Genomic DNA, 15664 nt, shown 5'->3' with positions numbered 1-15664 from the left:
CTACTCAATAAGATGAGTGAAAGGCTCAGCAATACGGACTTATTTGAGAGCTTTAAATACAGAAAAACCTAAACGGACACGTTTAGGTTTTTGAGTTTTTAAAGCGTGGCTTATTATTGAACTTTAACTTTTTGTTCGTTTCGCCATTTTTTTCGCTTTAGCTTTCTTTTGTGCCACAGTTCTTTTCACTTTGGTCTTTTTCGTCGCAACACGTGCTTCTTTGTACTTCGGTCTTAAGGTTTCAATCACACGGCGTGGCAGGCGCTCTTTTATATAGCGCTCAATTTTACCTATAACGGTCATGTCGTGTGCTTCAACGAGTGAAATAGCGGTACCTTTGTTGCCCGCGCGGCCTGTACGGCCAATGCGATGCAAATAAATATCAGCAGTGCGCGGCATATCAAAGTTTATAACATGCGTTATATCGTCAATATCAAGCCCACGTTCAGCAACATCGGTCGCTACAAGTACATTAACCGTACCATTGCGTAAACGTTCAACAGAGGTGTTACGTTTATCTTGTTGCATTTTGCCTTCAAGCCATACACAAGGCATGTTTTCAGCATAAAGTTTACCTGATAGATACTGTACCGTTTCGCGTTTATTTGCAAAAACAAGTACACGCTCAACTTCTTCTTGTTGCAATATGTTCATCAATAAGGCGAATTTATGATCTTTATCATCAGCTAAATGCATCCACTGATGAATTTTTGCTTTTTCTTTGCGCGAAGGGTTAGCTTCTAAAAATACAGGGTCGTTTAATAGCTCGCGAGAAAAACGAACCACGGCAGCACCTTCGAGTGTTGCAGAAAATAGCATGGTTTGTTTACGCCAGCGTGCTTCGCCAACAATGCGATTAATGGTTTCAGCAAAACCCATTGCAAGCATACGGTCAGCTTCATCTAAAATAAGAATTTCAATTTCACGGCTATCAAACTGCTCGCTTTCTATGTATTCCATTAAGCGGCCAGGTGTTGCAACCAAAATATCGGTATGACCTGTCAGTACTTCTTTGTGACTGCCGTAGTTAACACCACCGGTAATTACCGCGGATTTAATGTCGGTTAGCGCGGTTAATTTCTCACATTGTTCGTGCGTTTGTATGGCAAGTTCACGTGTTGGTGATAAAATTAGTACACGCGGAAAACCTTGGCCTCGTCGAGGGTAATCGAGTAAATGCTGAGCCGCAGGCAGTAAAAACGCCGCTGTTTTTCCGGTTCCTGTAGGGGCTGAAGCTAATACGTCTTTGCCTGTCATAGCAACAGGAAGTACTAATTCTTGGATAGACGTTGGCTTTTTAAAGCCTGCTTTTTCAATGCCGCCTAATAACGCGGAATCTAGGTCAAACTGCTCAAACATGTAATAATTTTCTTTGGGGATTAATAACGCGGATTATAATGGCAAAATACAATTTAACCTAAAGATCTTGCCAAATTTGTCTATTTATTATGATATTTAGCTTATTCCGCTAGAATATCCGTGATTTCATGGTTAATTTGTTGGCACCAAAGTTTGATGCGTTCTTCACTGGCATCATATTGGTTGTCTTCATCAAGGGCGAGACCAACAAATTGTTGTTTGTTTTCGGTCAAGGCTTTTGATTCTGCAAACTCATAACCCTCATTTGGCCAATAACCGATAACATAACCGCCTTGCGCTAGCACTTGCTCATGTAACATGCCTAGTGCATCTTGAAACCAATCGGTGTAGCCAATTTGATCGCCCATGCCATAAAGCGCAATAATTTTTCCTTCAAGGTCAATATTGGCAATTTCAGGCCAGTGTGACTCCCAATCTTCCTGAATTTCACCATAATCCCAAGTAGAAATACCTAAAATCAAAATATCGTGATTTACCATTTCGGCCAATGGAGTATCTTTTATATTAAATAAACTGACAATATCAGCGCCAAGTTCTGCTTGAATTTTTTCTGCTGCTATTTCGGTATAACACGTGGTTGAGCCATAAAATAATGCGATGTTCATTAATAAATTACCGAGGTTTATGCTAACCACTTTAGGTGGTTGGTGAGCTAATGACAGGATTTTAACAAAATTTCAGTAAATAAGAAGCTTTGCATTAACGCAGATATAAACATTTTATTGCAGATATTAGCTATTGGAGGACTTAGTGTTATTGCAATTATTGCTTTTTCACTGTAATTTTAGCGGGATTAAAGCGGTCTTTGTATTTAACTAAAAATTGCAAATGTAATTTTCCGCTCATTTCCGCTTATTAAGGTATGGAACTACTTATGTCTAAGAATTTTTTATTGGCCGCAGCACTTGGTGTTTTAAGTTTAACTCAAAATGTTGCCGCCTATGCTGAGCCAGCAACACCATCAAACAACAGTGTTATGTTACCCGCTGCACAATCGCCTGAAATTGAAGCCGTTAAAGCAAAGCTTTCGCAAACTTTAGGCTTCAATGTTGCCAGTATTAAGCCATCTAAAATGGCGGGTGTAGTTGAGGTGTTAACGGATCAGGGCTTATTTTATGCAAGTGCAGACGGAAATTTCTTATTACATGGGAAAATGTACGGGATAGGCGATAACGTCAGTAACTTAACTGAAGAAAGCCTAGCGCAAGTTCGTGTTGAAGGTATGGCTAAATTTTCTGATGCTATGATCGTCTACCCAGCAGAAAACGAAAAACATGTAGTGACAGTATTTACTGATATTACCTGTGGTTACTGTCGTAAAATGCATGAACAAATAGACGACTATAACGACAAAGGTATAACTGTACGTTATTTAGCGTATCCGCGAGCTGGCGTGAAAGACCGTTCTGGTGGTTATTCACAGGGCTTTAAAGATTTACGCTCAATATGGTGTCATGAAGATGCGCAGACGGCGCTAACAAAAGCGAAAAGTGGTTCTACGGTTGCTGCACGTATTTGTGATATGCCTATAGAAGAAGAGTTTGACTTTGGTCGCCAAGTCGGGGTTACTGGTACGCCTGCAATTATGCTTGAAAATGGCATGATGGTGCCAGGTTATCAAGACCCAAGTAAATTATTTATGTTATTAGAAACCTCTCAACAAGGTGGTTAATATCAAACAAGTTAATCAATATTGTGAATTGGTATAACTTAATTTTTTAATAAAATGGCAAGTATTATACTTGCCATTTTTGTTTCTAGCGTTTCAAGTATAAAGGTTCATTCATGCATAAAGAGATTATTCGTCGAGAGCAAGTGAGCGATGAGCACTTACCCGCTACGCTTCATCCTATTATTCGACAAATATATGCACGGCGCGGCGTAACTAGCAAAGAGCAACTTGAATTAACCGCGTCACATTTATGTGCTGTTGATTCGTTAAAAGGTTTACCTGAGGCTTGTGAACTTTTATACCAGGCGCTGCAAGCGAAAAAAAACATCACGGTGATTGGCGACTTTGATGCCGATGGTGCTACAAGTACCGCCCTAATGATGGAAGCATTACATATGCTGGGGTCGAGCAATCATCATTTTTTAGTACCAAACCGATTTAAATATGGTTATGGACTAACGCCTGAAATTGTTGATATTGCTGCCTCACAAGGCGCGCAGGTTTTGGTTACGGTTGATAACGGTATTAGTTGTATTGCGGGGGTCAAAAGGGCGAAAGAGCTAGGGCTACAAGTCGTGGTCACTGATCATCACTTACCTGGTGCAGATACGCCTCCTGCTGATGCCATTGTTAACCCAAATCAACGAGGTTGTAATTTTGCCAGTAAGTCTTTAGCCGGTGTGGGGGTCGCTTTTTATTTTATGTTAGCCCTAAGGAAATATTTACGCGAACAACAATGGTTTGAACAACAGAATATTAAAGAACCTAATATTGCGCAATTACTTGATTTAGTCGCGCTAGGAACGGTTGCTGACGTGGTGTCACTCGATGCAAACAATCGCATTTTAGTTGAACAAGGACTAAAGCGTATTCGCGCAGGAGCGACACGTCCAGGTATTCAAGCCTTAATTGAAATTGCTGGGAAAAATCAGCAAAAGTTAGTTGCCAGTGATTTTGGCTTTGCGCTAGGGCCGCGTATTAATGCCGCCGGTCGATTAGATGATATGGCCTTTGGTATTAACTGCTTATTAGCAAAAGATTTATCAACCGCGCGCGTGATGGCCGCCGATTTAGACGATTTAAACAAAGCGCGCCGAGAAATCGAGCAGGGTATGCAAATTGAAGCAGAGCAAGTACTGGCAAGCTTAAAGTTTAGCGAAGACAATTTACCTCATGGCATTAGCTTGTTTCATGGCGATTGGCATCAAGGGGTTATAGGTATTGTCGCGGGACGATTAAAAGAAAAATATCATCGCCCTAGTATTGTATTTGCCAGAGGCAATGATGACATTGACGAAAATAGTTCGGTTGCAAATGCCAGCACCGCCGATAGCAATGTTATTGATATAAACAACAATGAAATAAAAGGCTCGGCGCGTTCAATTCCGGGTCTACATATTCGAGATTTATTAGAGTATATTGACAGTCAACATCCCGGTATTATTATAAAATTTGGTGGCCATGCTATGGCGGCTGGTTTGTCGATCGCAGCGAATCAATTTCAACAGTTTTCATCATTGTTTGAAAAGTATGCTGAGCAGTGGTTAAGTAAAGAAGCCCTAACGGGCATTTTATCTTCAGATGGAGAGCTATTAACCAATGATATGACCCTAGCCTTTGCAGAAGTATTACGTGAAGCCGGCCCGTGGGGACAAAATTTTCCTGAACCTGTATTTGATGATGTTTTTACGCTTGTTCAGCAGCGCATTGTTGGTGAAAAACACTTAAAACTTGTGGTAGAAAAAGACCAACAAATATTTGATGCTATCGCTTTCAATGTTGATATAAAACGTTGGCCAGATAACAAAGCTAAACAAGTTAAATTAGCCTATCGCCTAGATATCAACGAGTTTCGTGGTAAGCAATCGGTGCAATTGATGGTTGAGCAATTAGACTGACGTTTCTGTAAAGTATTCGCCGTTTTATCCTTTAAATTATGAGTGACATTAAACGGCTGGAAAAATATAATAAAAATGGCATTTCAATGAACAAGCAAACGTTTATTTAACCGTATAATTAAGCTACAATGCGCGACTGTTTTTTTGTTGTTTTTCCTTAATCAGTAATTATATTCATCATTTATATTCATCTATGACGGCGTAATAGTTAAAAACTATGTTAGAAGTTAATCCAGTACTCAATAAAATTAAAGAAATTCGCGAACGCACCAACTTGCTTCGGGGGTATCTTTGACTACGATCAAAAGTCAGAACGCTTGGTTGAAGTTTCACGCGAATTAGAGTCGGCCGAAGTTTGGAATGATCCAGAGCGTGCACAAGCATTGGGTCGCGAACGTGCGGCATTAGAAGCCGTTGTTGAAACCATTGACCAAATGGATTCAGGTTGTGAGGACATTGAAGGCCTAGTTGAACTTGCTGTTGAAGCAGAAGATGAAGAAACCTTTAACGATGCAGAAGCTGAAACCAAAACCTTAGAAGCTAGTCTTGAAAAGTTAGAATTTCGTCGTATGTTCTCAGGTGAGCATGACGCCAATAACTGCTATTTAGATATTCAGTCAGGCTCAGGCGGTACAGAAGCGCAAGATTGGGCAGAAATGCTGATGCGCATGTACTTACGTTGGGGTGAAGCCAACGGCTACAAAACTGAAGCTATTGAAGTCACCGGTGGTGATGTTGCTGGCATTAAAGGTTGCACCATTAAATATACTGGCGAATATGCTTTTGGTTGGTTAAGAACAGAAACTGGTGTTCATCGTTTAGTACGAAAATCACCGTTCGACTCAAGTGGTCGTCGACATACTTCGTTTGCATCTGCGTTTATTTACCCAGAAATTGACGACAATATCGAAATTGATATTAACCCAGCAGATTTACGCATAGATACCTTTCGTGCTTCTGGTGCAGGTGGTCAACATGTTAACAAAACAGATTCTGCCATACGTATTACGCATGTACCAACAGGCGCAGTAGTGGCTTGTCAGGCTGATCGTTCTCAGCATAAAAACCGTGCAACAGCGATGAAGCTTTTAAAAGCTAAACTGTATGAAATGGAAATGCAAAAGCAGAATGAAGGTAAACAAGAATTAGAAGACGGAAAATCTGATATTGGATGGGGTAGTCAAATACGCTCTTATGTTTTAGATGACAGCCGTATTAAAGATTTACGCACCGGAATAGAAAACCGTAATACGCAAGCCGTATTAGATGGCGATTTAAACAAATTTTTAGAAGCCAGTTTGAAGTCTGGTTTATAAACACGTTAATTAATTTTTAAATATTTTTAATAGCATATACCTGTAATAGTAAAATTTGAGCGCTAAATAATTTAGCTTAAATTTAGCTCAAATGAAGTATTACGTTAAACACGAGAAATAAAATGACTGATCAAGCACACCAAGACGAAAACAAATTGATTGCCGAGCGTCGTGGCAAATTAGCAAAAATTCGCGAAAACTGTCCGGCTAATGGCCACCCTAACAAGTTTGACCGAAAACACTATGCTGCTGATTTACAAGCCCAACACGGTGAAAAAGATAAAGAAACGCTTGAAGCTGAAACTGGTCTTTACAGCATTGCTGGTCGTGTAATGGCAAAACGTGGTCCATTCTTAGTATTACAAGATATGACAGGTCGTATTCAGGCATATGCACACAAAACAGTGCAAAAAGATATTAAAGAGCGTTGGGGCACTTTAGACATTGGCGATATTATCGGTGTAACCGGTACTATGCATATGTCAGGTAAAGGTGACTTATACGTGAATATGGACAAATATGAGCTATTAACAAAATCGCTACGTCCATTACCAGAAAAATTTCACGGTTTATCAGACGTTGAAACAAAATATCGTCAACGTTACGTTGATTTGATCATCAACGAAGATACGCGTAACACTTTTAAAATCCGTTCAAAAATTGTTGATGGTATTCGCAAGTTTTTAACTGACCGTGATTTCATGGAAGTTGAAACGCCTATGCTACAAACCATTCCAGGTGGTGCTTCAGCGAAGCCTTTTGAAACCTTCCACAATGCCTTAGACATTCAAATGTATATGCGTATTGCGCCGGAGCTTTATTTAAAGCGCTTGGTTGTTGGTGGTTTTGAAAAAGTATTCGAAATTAACCGTAACTTCCGGAACGAAGGTTTATCAACGCGTCATAATCCAGAATTCACTATGATTGAATTCTACCAAGCCTATGCGGATTACCATGACCTAATGAACCTTACTGAAGACATGCTGCGCACACTAGCAGAAGACGTTATGGGTTCTTCTGTTATTCGTAATACCGTTAAAAACGCTGATGGTGAAGTGGTAGAAGAGAAGTTCTATGACTTCGGCCAAAAGTTCACCCGTTTATCCATGGTTGATGCGATTTTATTGCACGGTAATGATTTAGACGAAAATATTTTACGTAACCCAGAAGCTAACTTCGACGCACTTAAAGCCATGGCAAAATCTGTTGGCGTGAAAGAAACTGATGCTTCTAAAGTTTGGGGTGCTGGTAAATATATTTGTGAAATTTTCGAAGAAGTTGCCGAGCATATGCTTGATCAACCAACATTTATTACTGAATATCCATGGGAAGTTTCACCATTAGCGCGTCGTAATGATGACAACCCATTTATAACTGACCGTTTTGAGTTTTTTGTTGGCGGACGTGAATTAGCCAATGGTTTCTCAGAGCTGAACGATGCTGAAGACCAAGCGGCACGTTTCCAAAACCAAGTAGCGGGTAAAGACGCTGGTGATGACGAAGCAATGCACTATGATGCTGACTATATTCAAGCACTTGAATACGGTTTACCACCTACTGCCGGTGAAGGTATTGGTATTGATCGATTAGTGATGCTATTCACTGATTCACCAACCATTAAAGACGTTATTTTGTTCCCTCACATGCGTCCATTAGCTGAGTAATATGTGCTTTAGACCAGTATTTATATAAATACTGGTTGAATTTAATCGGAGCAAAATATTGATAACTGCGATTTTAGTCTGAGTTAATAGCTCAGTCTTAAATCGCAGTTATGTAATCAACTTGGTATAAATGCTTCTCTAACTAACTTTCAATCTCTGCTTTAACTCTCCTGCTTATTGTCTACTTTGCTTTATCTTTTTTGTTATTATTCTCCAAAATTTATTAAATTAAATCACTGACCTATTTATGAACATTGGTATAATACGTAATAATAAAAAATAGCGATGACCTCTTGATTCTACTTGGATGTAGTCTGATATTTATTTTATTTTATTTGTAATTAAAGCGCTAAGGAGATGCATTATATGAAAATAAAAGTGTGGGATTTACCTGTTCGAGTTTGTCATTGGCTGTTAGTCATTATTATTACTTTTCAGTTTATCAGTGTAAAAGTGTTAGATGAATCAATGCTGTCCAATGCTACCCAGTGGCACTTTTATGGTGGATATGCTTGTCTTGCTGTCGTCACTTTTAGGATTTTGTGGGGAATACTCGGCACTTACTATGCTAAATTCAGTCAATTTGTAAAATCCCCAATGAAAACCTTACATTATTTGCGTGCTAGTGAAGTACAAAATTACATTGGTCATAACCCTGCAGGGGCTTATTCTGTTATCGCTTTGTTGTCATTAATACTCGCACAGGCGGTTAGTGGCCTATTTACCACAGATGACATTTTTAATGATGCTCCTTACTACGGTGTACTGAGTGATTTTTGGCAAGTTGTGGCTAATTTTATACATCACAATATAGTCTATGTGCTTTTAGGCTTTATTGTTTTGCATATCGGCGCAATTTTATTTTATAAAGTTAAACACAAAGATAACTTAACCAGTGCAATGATCACGGGTAAAAAAACAGTAAATAAAAGTGTGCATTCTCAAGGGCCGTTTCCGTGGTTAGCTTTTATCGTCTGTCTTATTGTTACCGCGCTAACCTTATACTTAATTATTGAAATATGGCCACCTGAGCCTATTGATGATTATTTTGGTTACTAATTGATAAGTGATTGATTACTAATTGGTGACTTCAAGCAGATACAAGCCGCTATACTTGTATAACGAATAGGCTTAAGCAGCATTAATTTGTTTGTGAGAAAGAGCTTTCATTGATTTACTCATTGAAAGCTCTTTTTATTAGGTTTATAGTTTTTTATACAACCTTAATCTTTTTTGTAGTCGTCGTGGCAAGACTTACAGCTTCCGCCAACGGCACCTATAGCTTTTTTAGAACTTCCAGCATCATTCTTTTCGCCAACCATTTTTAAGTTATTAGCGGCAGTAACTAAGTCATCAATTTTATGACTAAAATCTTTATGATTAGACCAAATGCTGTCTTTAGCATCAGTCTTGAGATTAAATTTCGAAGTGTCTAACGAAAAGTAGTCATGCATCATAGGGGCTAAAAAGGCGATACGTTCAGCATTTTTTGTGATCACTTCAGCATTCATCGGGATTTTTCCTTTCGCCATAGCGCCCAATGGGCCCATATTACTGCTCATTAACTGTAATACAGATTTGCGATAGGTCGTTGCTGCTTCAGCTTGTTTTTCACTACTTGCTTGTCTTACTTCTGTTGCTTGTGCGCTAGCGGTTAGGGGTAAAAAGCTAGCTGCTGATATAGTCGCTGTTAATAATAGTAGGCTTGATAATGTTTTCATGAATTTTCCTTATAGATAAAAATTTTAAATGTAACATGAGATAAAAGTTAGGTATTTGTTGAGCTTACCAAAATTAAATTAATACTATCAAATATAGTTCAACCTTTGCATAGCAATCAATGAAATGATGTAAGTATTTGTACGCCGTTTAATATTCTCAAGCTTACATTCATTAAATTTTTTATAGCATTTATGCGCTTTAAAATATGCGACTAGTTACACTTGTTATGCCACCTGGAGTAGGTATGCGATCTAAAAGGTGAGTAATGCCTAGTGTTGAATTAATTAACGCAGAGTATTATGGGCAAGCTATTTTAATGCTCAATGGTCATAAATCACATTAAAACAAAAAATGCGAAAGATCATCGTGCTATTAACAGCAAATATATAGCTTAAGTCTTCTTTGCTGGCACTGTAATTACTTTTTTAAACCAATACCAATACCAAATCGCACATTAAAACAGGCACTAGTAAAATAGTTTAATCATTTTTATGCAGCCGCTGAGTTTTTTGTGCGGTTGCTACCCACCATGGCACCATTATTGATGAGGATTAAGATACCCAGTATGACTAATCCGATGCATATAAATTAAACGTTAGTCAACATATTTTCTCGAACATATCTCCTGTTGTGGTATTAGCAAATGTTCGGGATCATGCTGCTAATTGTTAGAATTTTTGTACTTTAGTGGTGTATTGTGAAAGTTCTGTTAAATTTAAAGGTGTACTGACATTCAAGCAAGCCAAATATTAGGAGAATTATAATGGCATTTGAAGTGACCTTCGAGTTGAAAGAATCAGACCTAGAGTATTTTCGTAATGTAATGCGCGAGGCAAAATCGGACGCAAAAAGTTTAACTGAGGCTGAAATTTTAGCCAACGCTAAAAGCCTTAGTGACAACATAAAAGTGAATGTGCCGACATTCGTTAGTGAACGTATTAAAACCTTAGCAACCTTAGTCGCTATGATTGAAGATAGTGAGTGGAATATACCTGATGAAGCGCGAGCCGATGTTTTAAGTGCTTTAGCTTACTTTAGCGACCCAGAAGATTTAGTGCCGGATCATATCCCAGTACTGGGTTTCTTAGACGATGCTATTATGATCGAATTAGTTGCTGAAGAGCTTAAAGATGACATTGAGGCTTTCTTAGAGTTTTGTAACTACAGGTTGCGTGAAGAGGGTCGTCATGGAGATGCTGCAGTTACCCGTGATGAATGGTTACATGCTAAGCGTAAGGAGTTGCATAGTAGAATAAGGAATAGGCGTTCTAGTCGCAGCAGCGGTCGTTCCGGGTTCCGTTCTGTTTTTTAAACCTTGAGCGTTAAGTTTGACTTCCGGTCAAAGTAGCCTGTTTAAAAAGCCGCGGTAAGCGGCTTTTTTATAAGTGCTAAGCGCTAATGCGTTACAAATAGCATTAAAATGAAAAATGCGATAATAGTGCCATTAAAAGCAAATATATAACCAAAGCCTTTCAAACCTTCCTTGATCGTGTAGTTGTTACTTTTTAAATACCAATACCAAATAGCACACATTAGTATGGGGACGAGAAAAAATAGTTTGATCATATTTACGCAATCTCCTGCGGTGCTTGTTTAGTTGGCTCTCGCCACGGTGCAACTTTTAATAGCATTAGCATACCGGGTATCGCTAACGCCGTGCATATAAAGTAAAAATTAGTCCAGCCAATTTGTTCGACAATAACGCCGGTTGTGGCATTCGCAAATGTTCTGGGTAATGCGGTTAATGCCGTAAATAGTGCAAATTGAGTTGCAGCAAATGCTGGATTAGTCGCTCGAGCAATGAAGGCAGTAAAAGCGGCTGTACCAAGACCAACGCCCAAGTATTCAAAGCCCATTGCAAAAGCTAAAGCGTAGGTGTTGTGACCAATCTCTGCCAGTGCTGCAAAACCTAAAATACTGATTATTTGTACAATACCAAATAACCATAATGCTCGATTAATACTTAGCTTAATCATTACTATACCACCAACTGCCAAGCCTATCGTCATCGCAATTAATGATGCCGTTTTAGCCACCACACCTATTTCGGTTTTAGTAAAGCCTAAATCGATGAAAAATGGCGTTTGTAATGCGGTTGCCATGCTATCGCCGAGCTTATATAAAAACAAAAAAGCCAGAATTTGTAGTGCTGATTTTATGCCTTCTCGGTTGATAAAGTCTTTAAACGGCAAAACAACCGCTTCTTGTAAAGTTTTTGGCGCTTGTGAGGCATTATTGAGCTCTTTTATTGTCAGACTGAGAAAAATACCAATCAGCATAAATGCTGCGACAATAAGGAATACGGCTTGCCAACTGATGTGGTCAGCGAGAATAAAAGCTAATGAGCCCGGGACTAAGCCTGACAGTCGATAAGCTTGTACATGTATAGAGTTACCTAAGCCAAGTTCATGCTCGGGCAGTAACTCACGGCGATAAGCGTCGAGCACTATGTCTTGACTCGCACTGAAAAATGCCACCGCAGCGGCTAAATAAGCAACGCTCCAAATATTCATTACGGGATCTACATAGCCGAAGCTAGCGATAGAAAATAGCAGTAGTACTTGAGTCAGTAACATCCAACTTCGACGACGCCCAAGCACAGGTAATGAATAGCGGTCCATTAAAGGAGACCAAATAAACTTCCAAACGTAAGGTATACCGATCAGTGAGAATAAGCCTATTTCAGTGAGGCTAACGCCCTCAGAACGCAACCATCCCGGTACAAGTTGATAAAGAATAAACAAAGGTAGCCCGGAGCTAAAGCCAGTGAATATACAAATTAGCATGCGACGATTAAATATTGCTTGCTTAAAGGTTGGAGATTGCATTGCTCAAAGCCTAATGAATGCGAGAAGGTAATGCTGATAGGCTATCAAAATGTATTAGTAAACAGAAGTTTAATCTTTTGAAACAGGTAATTAGTTGCTGCCTATCACCTGTATATTGTCGACTGAATATTGTCGGCTAAACAGCGCGTCGCTATGGCAGGGGGCGCCAGCCTATACAATCAATAGGGTAACTGCCGGTGCCAGAGAAAAAATCTAAGCAAGTCGATATTTCACTTTTAAAGTATAAATCACGCTCTAGATCATTTGCGCTGTGTAGGCTAAATTCATGCATTATATGCCAAAATACACGCTCTCTAGCATTACTGGGAGTTTCATCACTAACGTGCAGTAAAGTCCATTCTGCCATCGTATTATCAACGAATCGATCAAGCTCAGTATAATGCAAAGAATGATTTATTACTGCTGTAATATAGGCTCTTATTTGTGTGATTTTTTCATTGATAAACTGCTCAATTATCATGATATTCCTTCCATACAATTTAGCTAGTAAAGTTACTTAGCTCAGGGGAAATAAAAGTGTAAATCGCTTTGTTATCTTACTTAACACAATTTAGTTATCGTAGAGAAAACTGTAAATGTCAAAGTTACAACGTTGCTAAATTGTAACTGAGTATTGGTTGAGTAAATGTATTTGGGCGATTAAATAACGCTTTGCCAGGTTTTTTTATTTTATTTATAAGTAATGCCTGGTCTACTTTTATATCCAAAAAATTCTTTAAAATAAGCACAGTAACCATACGATAAAGTGCTTATAAAGCCGGTAATAAACTGGCCTTGATTAACATGATAGGCTTAACAGGGACGTTTTCCCAGCCCATTTCTTCATTATAATTTGTTGATACTAATGCCATCGCATCAACGACTTCTTGACCTTCAACGATAGCGCCGAAAACAGCGTAACCCCATTTTCTGCCAGGGTCCAGACTTGAATTGTCAGCGACATTAAAAAAGAACTGTCTATTCGCGGTATGAGGACGATTTTCTTTTGCCATGGCAATCGTGCCTATTTCATTTTTTAAACCATTACCTGATTCATTTACGATAGTTTTATTAACTTTTTTAAGCTCAAAATTTTGGCTATAGCCACCACCTTGGACAATAAATTCTGGCACAATACGATGAAAAATTGTGTTGTTGTACTCACCTGTTACCACATAAGTTAAAAAATTATCGACAGTGAGCGGCGCACGTATTCTATCAAGCTCAACAATAATGCTCCCCATTGATGTTTCTAGCTTTACTTGTGGAAATAAGTTGTCAGGTTGAATAGCTAAATCTTTCGCACTACAGGTAACTGAAAGCAATAATAATATAACTGAAAAAATTCTCATTTAGCGATCTCTATCTGATTGTTAAGCATTAAATTACTGAATAAATTACTGAATAAATTGCTGTAACTCTTCGCTTTGCACTATTTGTGTTAATAACGTTGCCAGTTGTTGATTAAAGTCGCGCTCTAATACAGCAAGATCTGCTTTAAGCGTGCCATTGCTTGTACCTGTTATTTTGAATGTTTTTGTTAAGCTGCCTTCGCCATTGTTGACAACTACACGCACACTCATTTGATTTTTAGCACTATATTTAATCATGTCTTGCTGAACACTTACCAAGGCATGGTCGATAATTATGTCAACTTGATTAGCCGCTTGTGGTTTTATTTGTAGTCCATTTGCTTTTAATGCTGAGCTAAGCGACTTTTCTACTGTTTCAACAAGAGATTGTTGTGGTGAATATAATTGTGCCGCTTCGCCAGTACGTAAAATTTGCACGATATGAGGTGAAGAGCGTAAATCACTCAAACCCAATTGAGCCTGTTTTTGTTGGTAGGCATTACTGCTGCCAATATTTAGCTCAGGGCTAACAATAACCTGCTTTATTGGCGCACTACAGGCGAGTAATAAAGTTGTAGCGCTTAAAATGATAAACTTAAATAGTGTTGATTTCATATGAGCTTCTTCAAGGTTAAGTGAGTTAATTAACGTTTTATTGCTGAAATAGTGACAAACTTATCATTGCTAGCGATCAGTGTTTCATTACCGAAAATACGTTTTAATTTTATATGATAACCAAGCTGACGATTACCGATAATGCGCAACTCACCGCCCTTTTTCAATACGCGGTGACTGTCTTTAAACATCTGCCATGCAATATGATCTGTGGTGGCGGTTTGTTGGTGAAAGGGTGGATTACATAAAACTAAATCAACACTACCACCTTCAACGCTGGTTAAACAGTCATTGACTTGAAAATGGCATTGCTCAATCGCTGATGGTAAATTTTCAGTCATATTCAACTTTGCTGATGCAATAGCCATATACGATTCATCAATAAAATGCACTTGCGCTTCAGGCTGCTTTGATAATACATGCAAGCCAATAATACCATTACCACAACCCAGATCGATAACTTGTTTATTAGCCGCAATAGTGGGCAAGTTTTCCATAAAATAGCGCGCACCAATATCGAGCTTTTCTCTGGCATAAACATTAGCGTGATTATGCAAAGTAAAGTTGGTGTTTTCTAGTGGCCAAGAGGTTGGAAAGTTAGCCGTTGCAGCTTGTTCATTATCAAGTTCGCAAAATACTAGTCGGGCTTTCTTTACTGCTAATGATGTTTTTGTGGTGCCTAAATAGTTTTCAAATAATTTTAGTGTCGAGCTATGAATTTCTTTGGCACGGTCGCTGGCAATAAAAACAACATCTTTACTGAGCTGTTGTTTTATTTTACTAAGCTGTTGGCTGAGTAAGCCTTTGCCTTTTGGAATTTTATATAGCACGATATTAATATCACTTGGCAAATCATCAAGACTGGTGAGCAAGGTGATATTCTCGTTTGATAAACCATTCTGTTCTATATTAAGTTCAATACCTTGGTGACTTAAAAAAGAGTCATTAACACAATACAATTGATGATCAGTTAAGTTACAGGCTATAGCACCAAAATTATCGTTGAAAATAAGAATTTTTTGTTTTGAATCACTTAAAACCTGTTGTTCTAAGTAACTAATAATATATTCATCAGCTGCATCCCATGCTTGCAAGCTTCGGTTAACTTGTCCGGTTGGGAAACGATCGAGAAAAAGATTTTTGTCGTTGATAATAAAAGGGCTGATCATAGCGATAAATACTTGGTTGGCGTAACGGATATTGTGTCAAAATTTCTC

The 15664-nt window shown here is 38.6% G+C and carries 14 protein-coding genes; 6 read left to right on the top strand and 8 right to left on the bottom strand.

Annotated features, from left to right (window positions below; genetic code table 11):
* Window positions 1-123: 123 nt before the first annotated feature.
* Both srmB and fldB read right to left on the bottom strand, forming a co-directional pair.
* The gene (srmB, locus tag A3Q33_RS03345; protein ID WP_081178706.1) at window positions 124-1359 is read right to left on the bottom strand and encodes an ATP-dependent RNA helicase SrmB; all 1236 of its coding nucleotides are present in this window, start codon (window positions 1357-1359) and stop codon (window positions 124-126) included.
* A 101-nt stretch (window positions 1360-1460) separates the two neighbouring features.
* Window positions 1461-1985, bottom strand: coding sequence for a flavodoxin FldB (fldB, locus tag A3Q33_RS03340; RefSeq protein WP_081178705.1), 525 nt, complete (start codon window positions 1983-1985; stop codon window positions 1461-1463).
* A 269-nt stretch (window positions 1986-2254) separates the two neighbouring features.
* Here fldB and dsbC point away from each other — a divergent pair, with 269 nt between their 5' ends.
* The 5 genes from dsbC (at window position 2255) to A3Q33_RS03315 (ending at window position 8989) form a co-directional block, all read left to right on the top strand.
* Window positions 2255-3052, top strand: a complete 798-nt coding sequence (gene dsbC / locus A3Q33_RS03335) for a bifunctional protein-disulfide isomerase/oxidoreductase DsbC (protein ID WP_081178704.1) — start codon at window positions 2255-2257, stop codon at window positions 3050-3052.
* A 113-nt stretch (window positions 3053-3165) separates the two neighbouring features.
* Window positions 3166-4950: a DHH family phosphoesterase gene (locus tag A3Q33_RS03330; protein WP_081178703.1), complete on the top strand. Its 1785-nt coding sequence runs from the start codon at window positions 3166-3168 to the stop codon at window positions 4948-4950.
* A gap of 217 nt (window positions 4951-5167) precedes the next feature.
* A protein-coding gene (gene prfB / locus A3Q33_RS03325) for a peptide chain release factor 2 (RefSeq protein ID WP_196798044.1) occupies window positions 5168-6266 on the top strand; the annotation gives its coding sequence in 2 pieces (ribosomal slippage) (window positions 5168-5242 and window positions 5244-6266; 1098 coding nt in all).
* Between the two features lie 122 nt (window positions 6267-6388).
* On the top strand, window positions 6389-7930 hold the full coding sequence (lysS, locus tag A3Q33_RS03320; protein WP_081178702.1) for a lysine--tRNA ligase: 1542 nt from the start codon (window positions 6389-6391) through the stop codon (window positions 7928-7930).
* 366 nt (window positions 7931-8296) lie between these two features.
* Complete coding sequence (locus tag A3Q33_RS03315; protein WP_196798043.1) at window positions 8297-8989, top strand: cytochrome b/b6 domain-containing protein; 693 nt, start codon at window positions 8297-8299, stop codon at window positions 8987-8989.
* Window positions 8990-9153: 164 nt separating this feature from the next.
* Here A3Q33_RS03315 and A3Q33_RS03310 read toward each other — a convergent pair whose 3' ends face one another.
* Window positions 9154-9651 (bottom strand): c-type cytochrome, encoded by a 498-nt coding sequence (locus A3Q33_RS03310; RefSeq protein WP_081178700.1) that lies wholly within the window; start codon window positions 9649-9651, stop codon window positions 9154-9156.
* A 764-nt stretch (window positions 9652-10415) separates the two neighbouring features.
* Between A3Q33_RS03310 and A3Q33_RS03305 the strand changes: the two genes are divergently transcribed.
* A complete protein-coding gene (locus tag A3Q33_RS03305) occupies window positions 10416-10964 on the top strand; it encodes a YkvA family protein (RefSeq protein WP_081178699.1) in 549 nt (182 codons plus the stop codon).
* Between the two features lie 256 nt (window positions 10965-11220).
* Here the strand turns inward: A3Q33_RS03305 and A3Q33_RS03300 are convergent, their stop codons facing one another.
* From A3Q33_RS03300 to A3Q33_RS03280, 5 genes are all read right to left on the bottom strand, one after another.
* Window positions 11221-12480, bottom strand: coding sequence for an AmpG family muropeptide MFS transporter (locus A3Q33_RS03300; RefSeq protein WP_081178698.1), 1260 nt, complete (start codon window positions 12478-12480; stop codon window positions 11221-11223).
* Window positions 12481-12631: 151 nt separating this feature from the next.
* Window positions 12632-12961 carry a hypothetical protein gene (locus A3Q33_RS03295; RefSeq protein ID WP_081178697.1) on the bottom strand — a complete coding sequence of 110 codons (330 nt, stop codon included), beginning with the start codon at window positions 12959-12961 and terminating at the stop codon, window positions 12632-12634.
* Window positions 12962-13250: 289 nt separating this feature from the next.
* Window positions 13251-13832 (bottom strand): peptidylprolyl isomerase, encoded by a 582-nt coding sequence (locus A3Q33_RS03290; protein WP_081178696.1) that lies wholly within the window; start codon window positions 13830-13832, stop codon window positions 13251-13253.
* Window positions 13833-13877: 45 nt separating this feature from the next.
* Window positions 13878-14447, bottom strand: a complete 570-nt coding sequence (locus tag A3Q33_RS03285) for a YajG family lipoprotein (protein ID WP_081178695.1) — start codon at window positions 14445-14447, stop codon at window positions 13878-13880.
* Between the two features lie 29 nt (window positions 14448-14476).
* A complete protein-coding gene (locus tag A3Q33_RS03280) occupies window positions 14477-15616 on the bottom strand; it encodes a methyltransferase (protein WP_081178694.1) in 1140 nt (379 codons plus the stop codon).
* Between the last annotated feature and the right edge of the window lie 48 nt (window positions 15617-15664).

It is taken from the genome of Colwellia sp. PAMC 21821 (genome assembly GCF_002077175.1).
GTDB lineage: Bacteria > Pseudomonadota > Gammaproteobacteria > Enterobacterales > Alteromonadaceae > Cognaticolwellia.
The sequence above is the reverse complement of the archived record's forward strand: the minus strand, read 5'-3'. Positions and strand labels throughout refer to the sequence as shown.

Bases quoted from the DNA above. Each gene is read 5' to 3' on its own strand.
- A3Q33_RS03315 (WP_196798043.1), top strand. From the start codon at position 8,297: ATGAAAATAAAAGTGTGGGATTTACCTGTTCGAGTTTGTCATTGGCTG.
- fldB (WP_081178705.1), bottom strand. From the start codon at position 1,985: ATGAACATCGCATTATTTTATGGCTCAACCACGTGTTATACCGAAATA.
- A3Q33_RS03290 (WP_081178696.1), bottom strand. From the start codon at position 13,832: ATGAGAATTTTTTCAGTTATATTATTATTGCTTTCAGTTACCTGTAGT.
- A3Q33_RS03295 (WP_081178697.1), bottom strand. From the start codon at position 12,961: ATGATAATTGAGCAGTTTATCAATGAAAAAATCACACAAATAAGAGCC.
- A3Q33_RS03305 (WP_081178699.1), top strand. From the start codon at position 10,416: ATGGCATTTGAAGTGACCTTCGAGTTGAAAGAATCAGACCTAGAGTAT.
- dsbC (WP_081178704.1), top strand. From the start codon at position 2,255: ATGTCTAAGAATTTTTTATTGGCCGCAGCACTTGGTGTTTTAAGTTTA.
- A3Q33_RS03300 (WP_081178698.1), bottom strand. From the start codon at position 12,480: ATGCAATCTCCAACCTTTAAGCAAGCAATATTTAATCGTCGCATGCTA.
- A3Q33_RS03330 (WP_081178703.1), top strand. From the start codon at position 3,166: ATGCATAAAGAGATTATTCGTCGAGAGCAAGTGAGCGATGAGCACTTA.
- A3Q33_RS03310 (WP_081178700.1), bottom strand. From the start codon at position 9,651: ATGAAAACATTATCAAGCCTACTATTATTAACAGCGACTATATCAGCA.
- A3Q33_RS03285 (WP_081178695.1), bottom strand. From the start codon at position 14,447: ATGAAATCAACACTATTTAAGTTTATCATTTTAAGCGCTACAACTTTA.
- A3Q33_RS03280 (WP_081178694.1), bottom strand. From the start codon at position 15,616: ATGATCAGCCCTTTTATTATCAACGACAAAAATCTTTTTCTCGATCGT.
- srmB (WP_081178706.1), bottom strand. From the start codon at position 1,359: ATGTTTGAGCAGTTTGACCTAGATTCCGCGTTATTAGGCGGCATTGAA.
- lysS (WP_081178702.1), top strand. From the start codon at position 6,389: ATGACTGATCAAGCACACCAAGACGAAAACAAATTGATTGCCGAGCGT.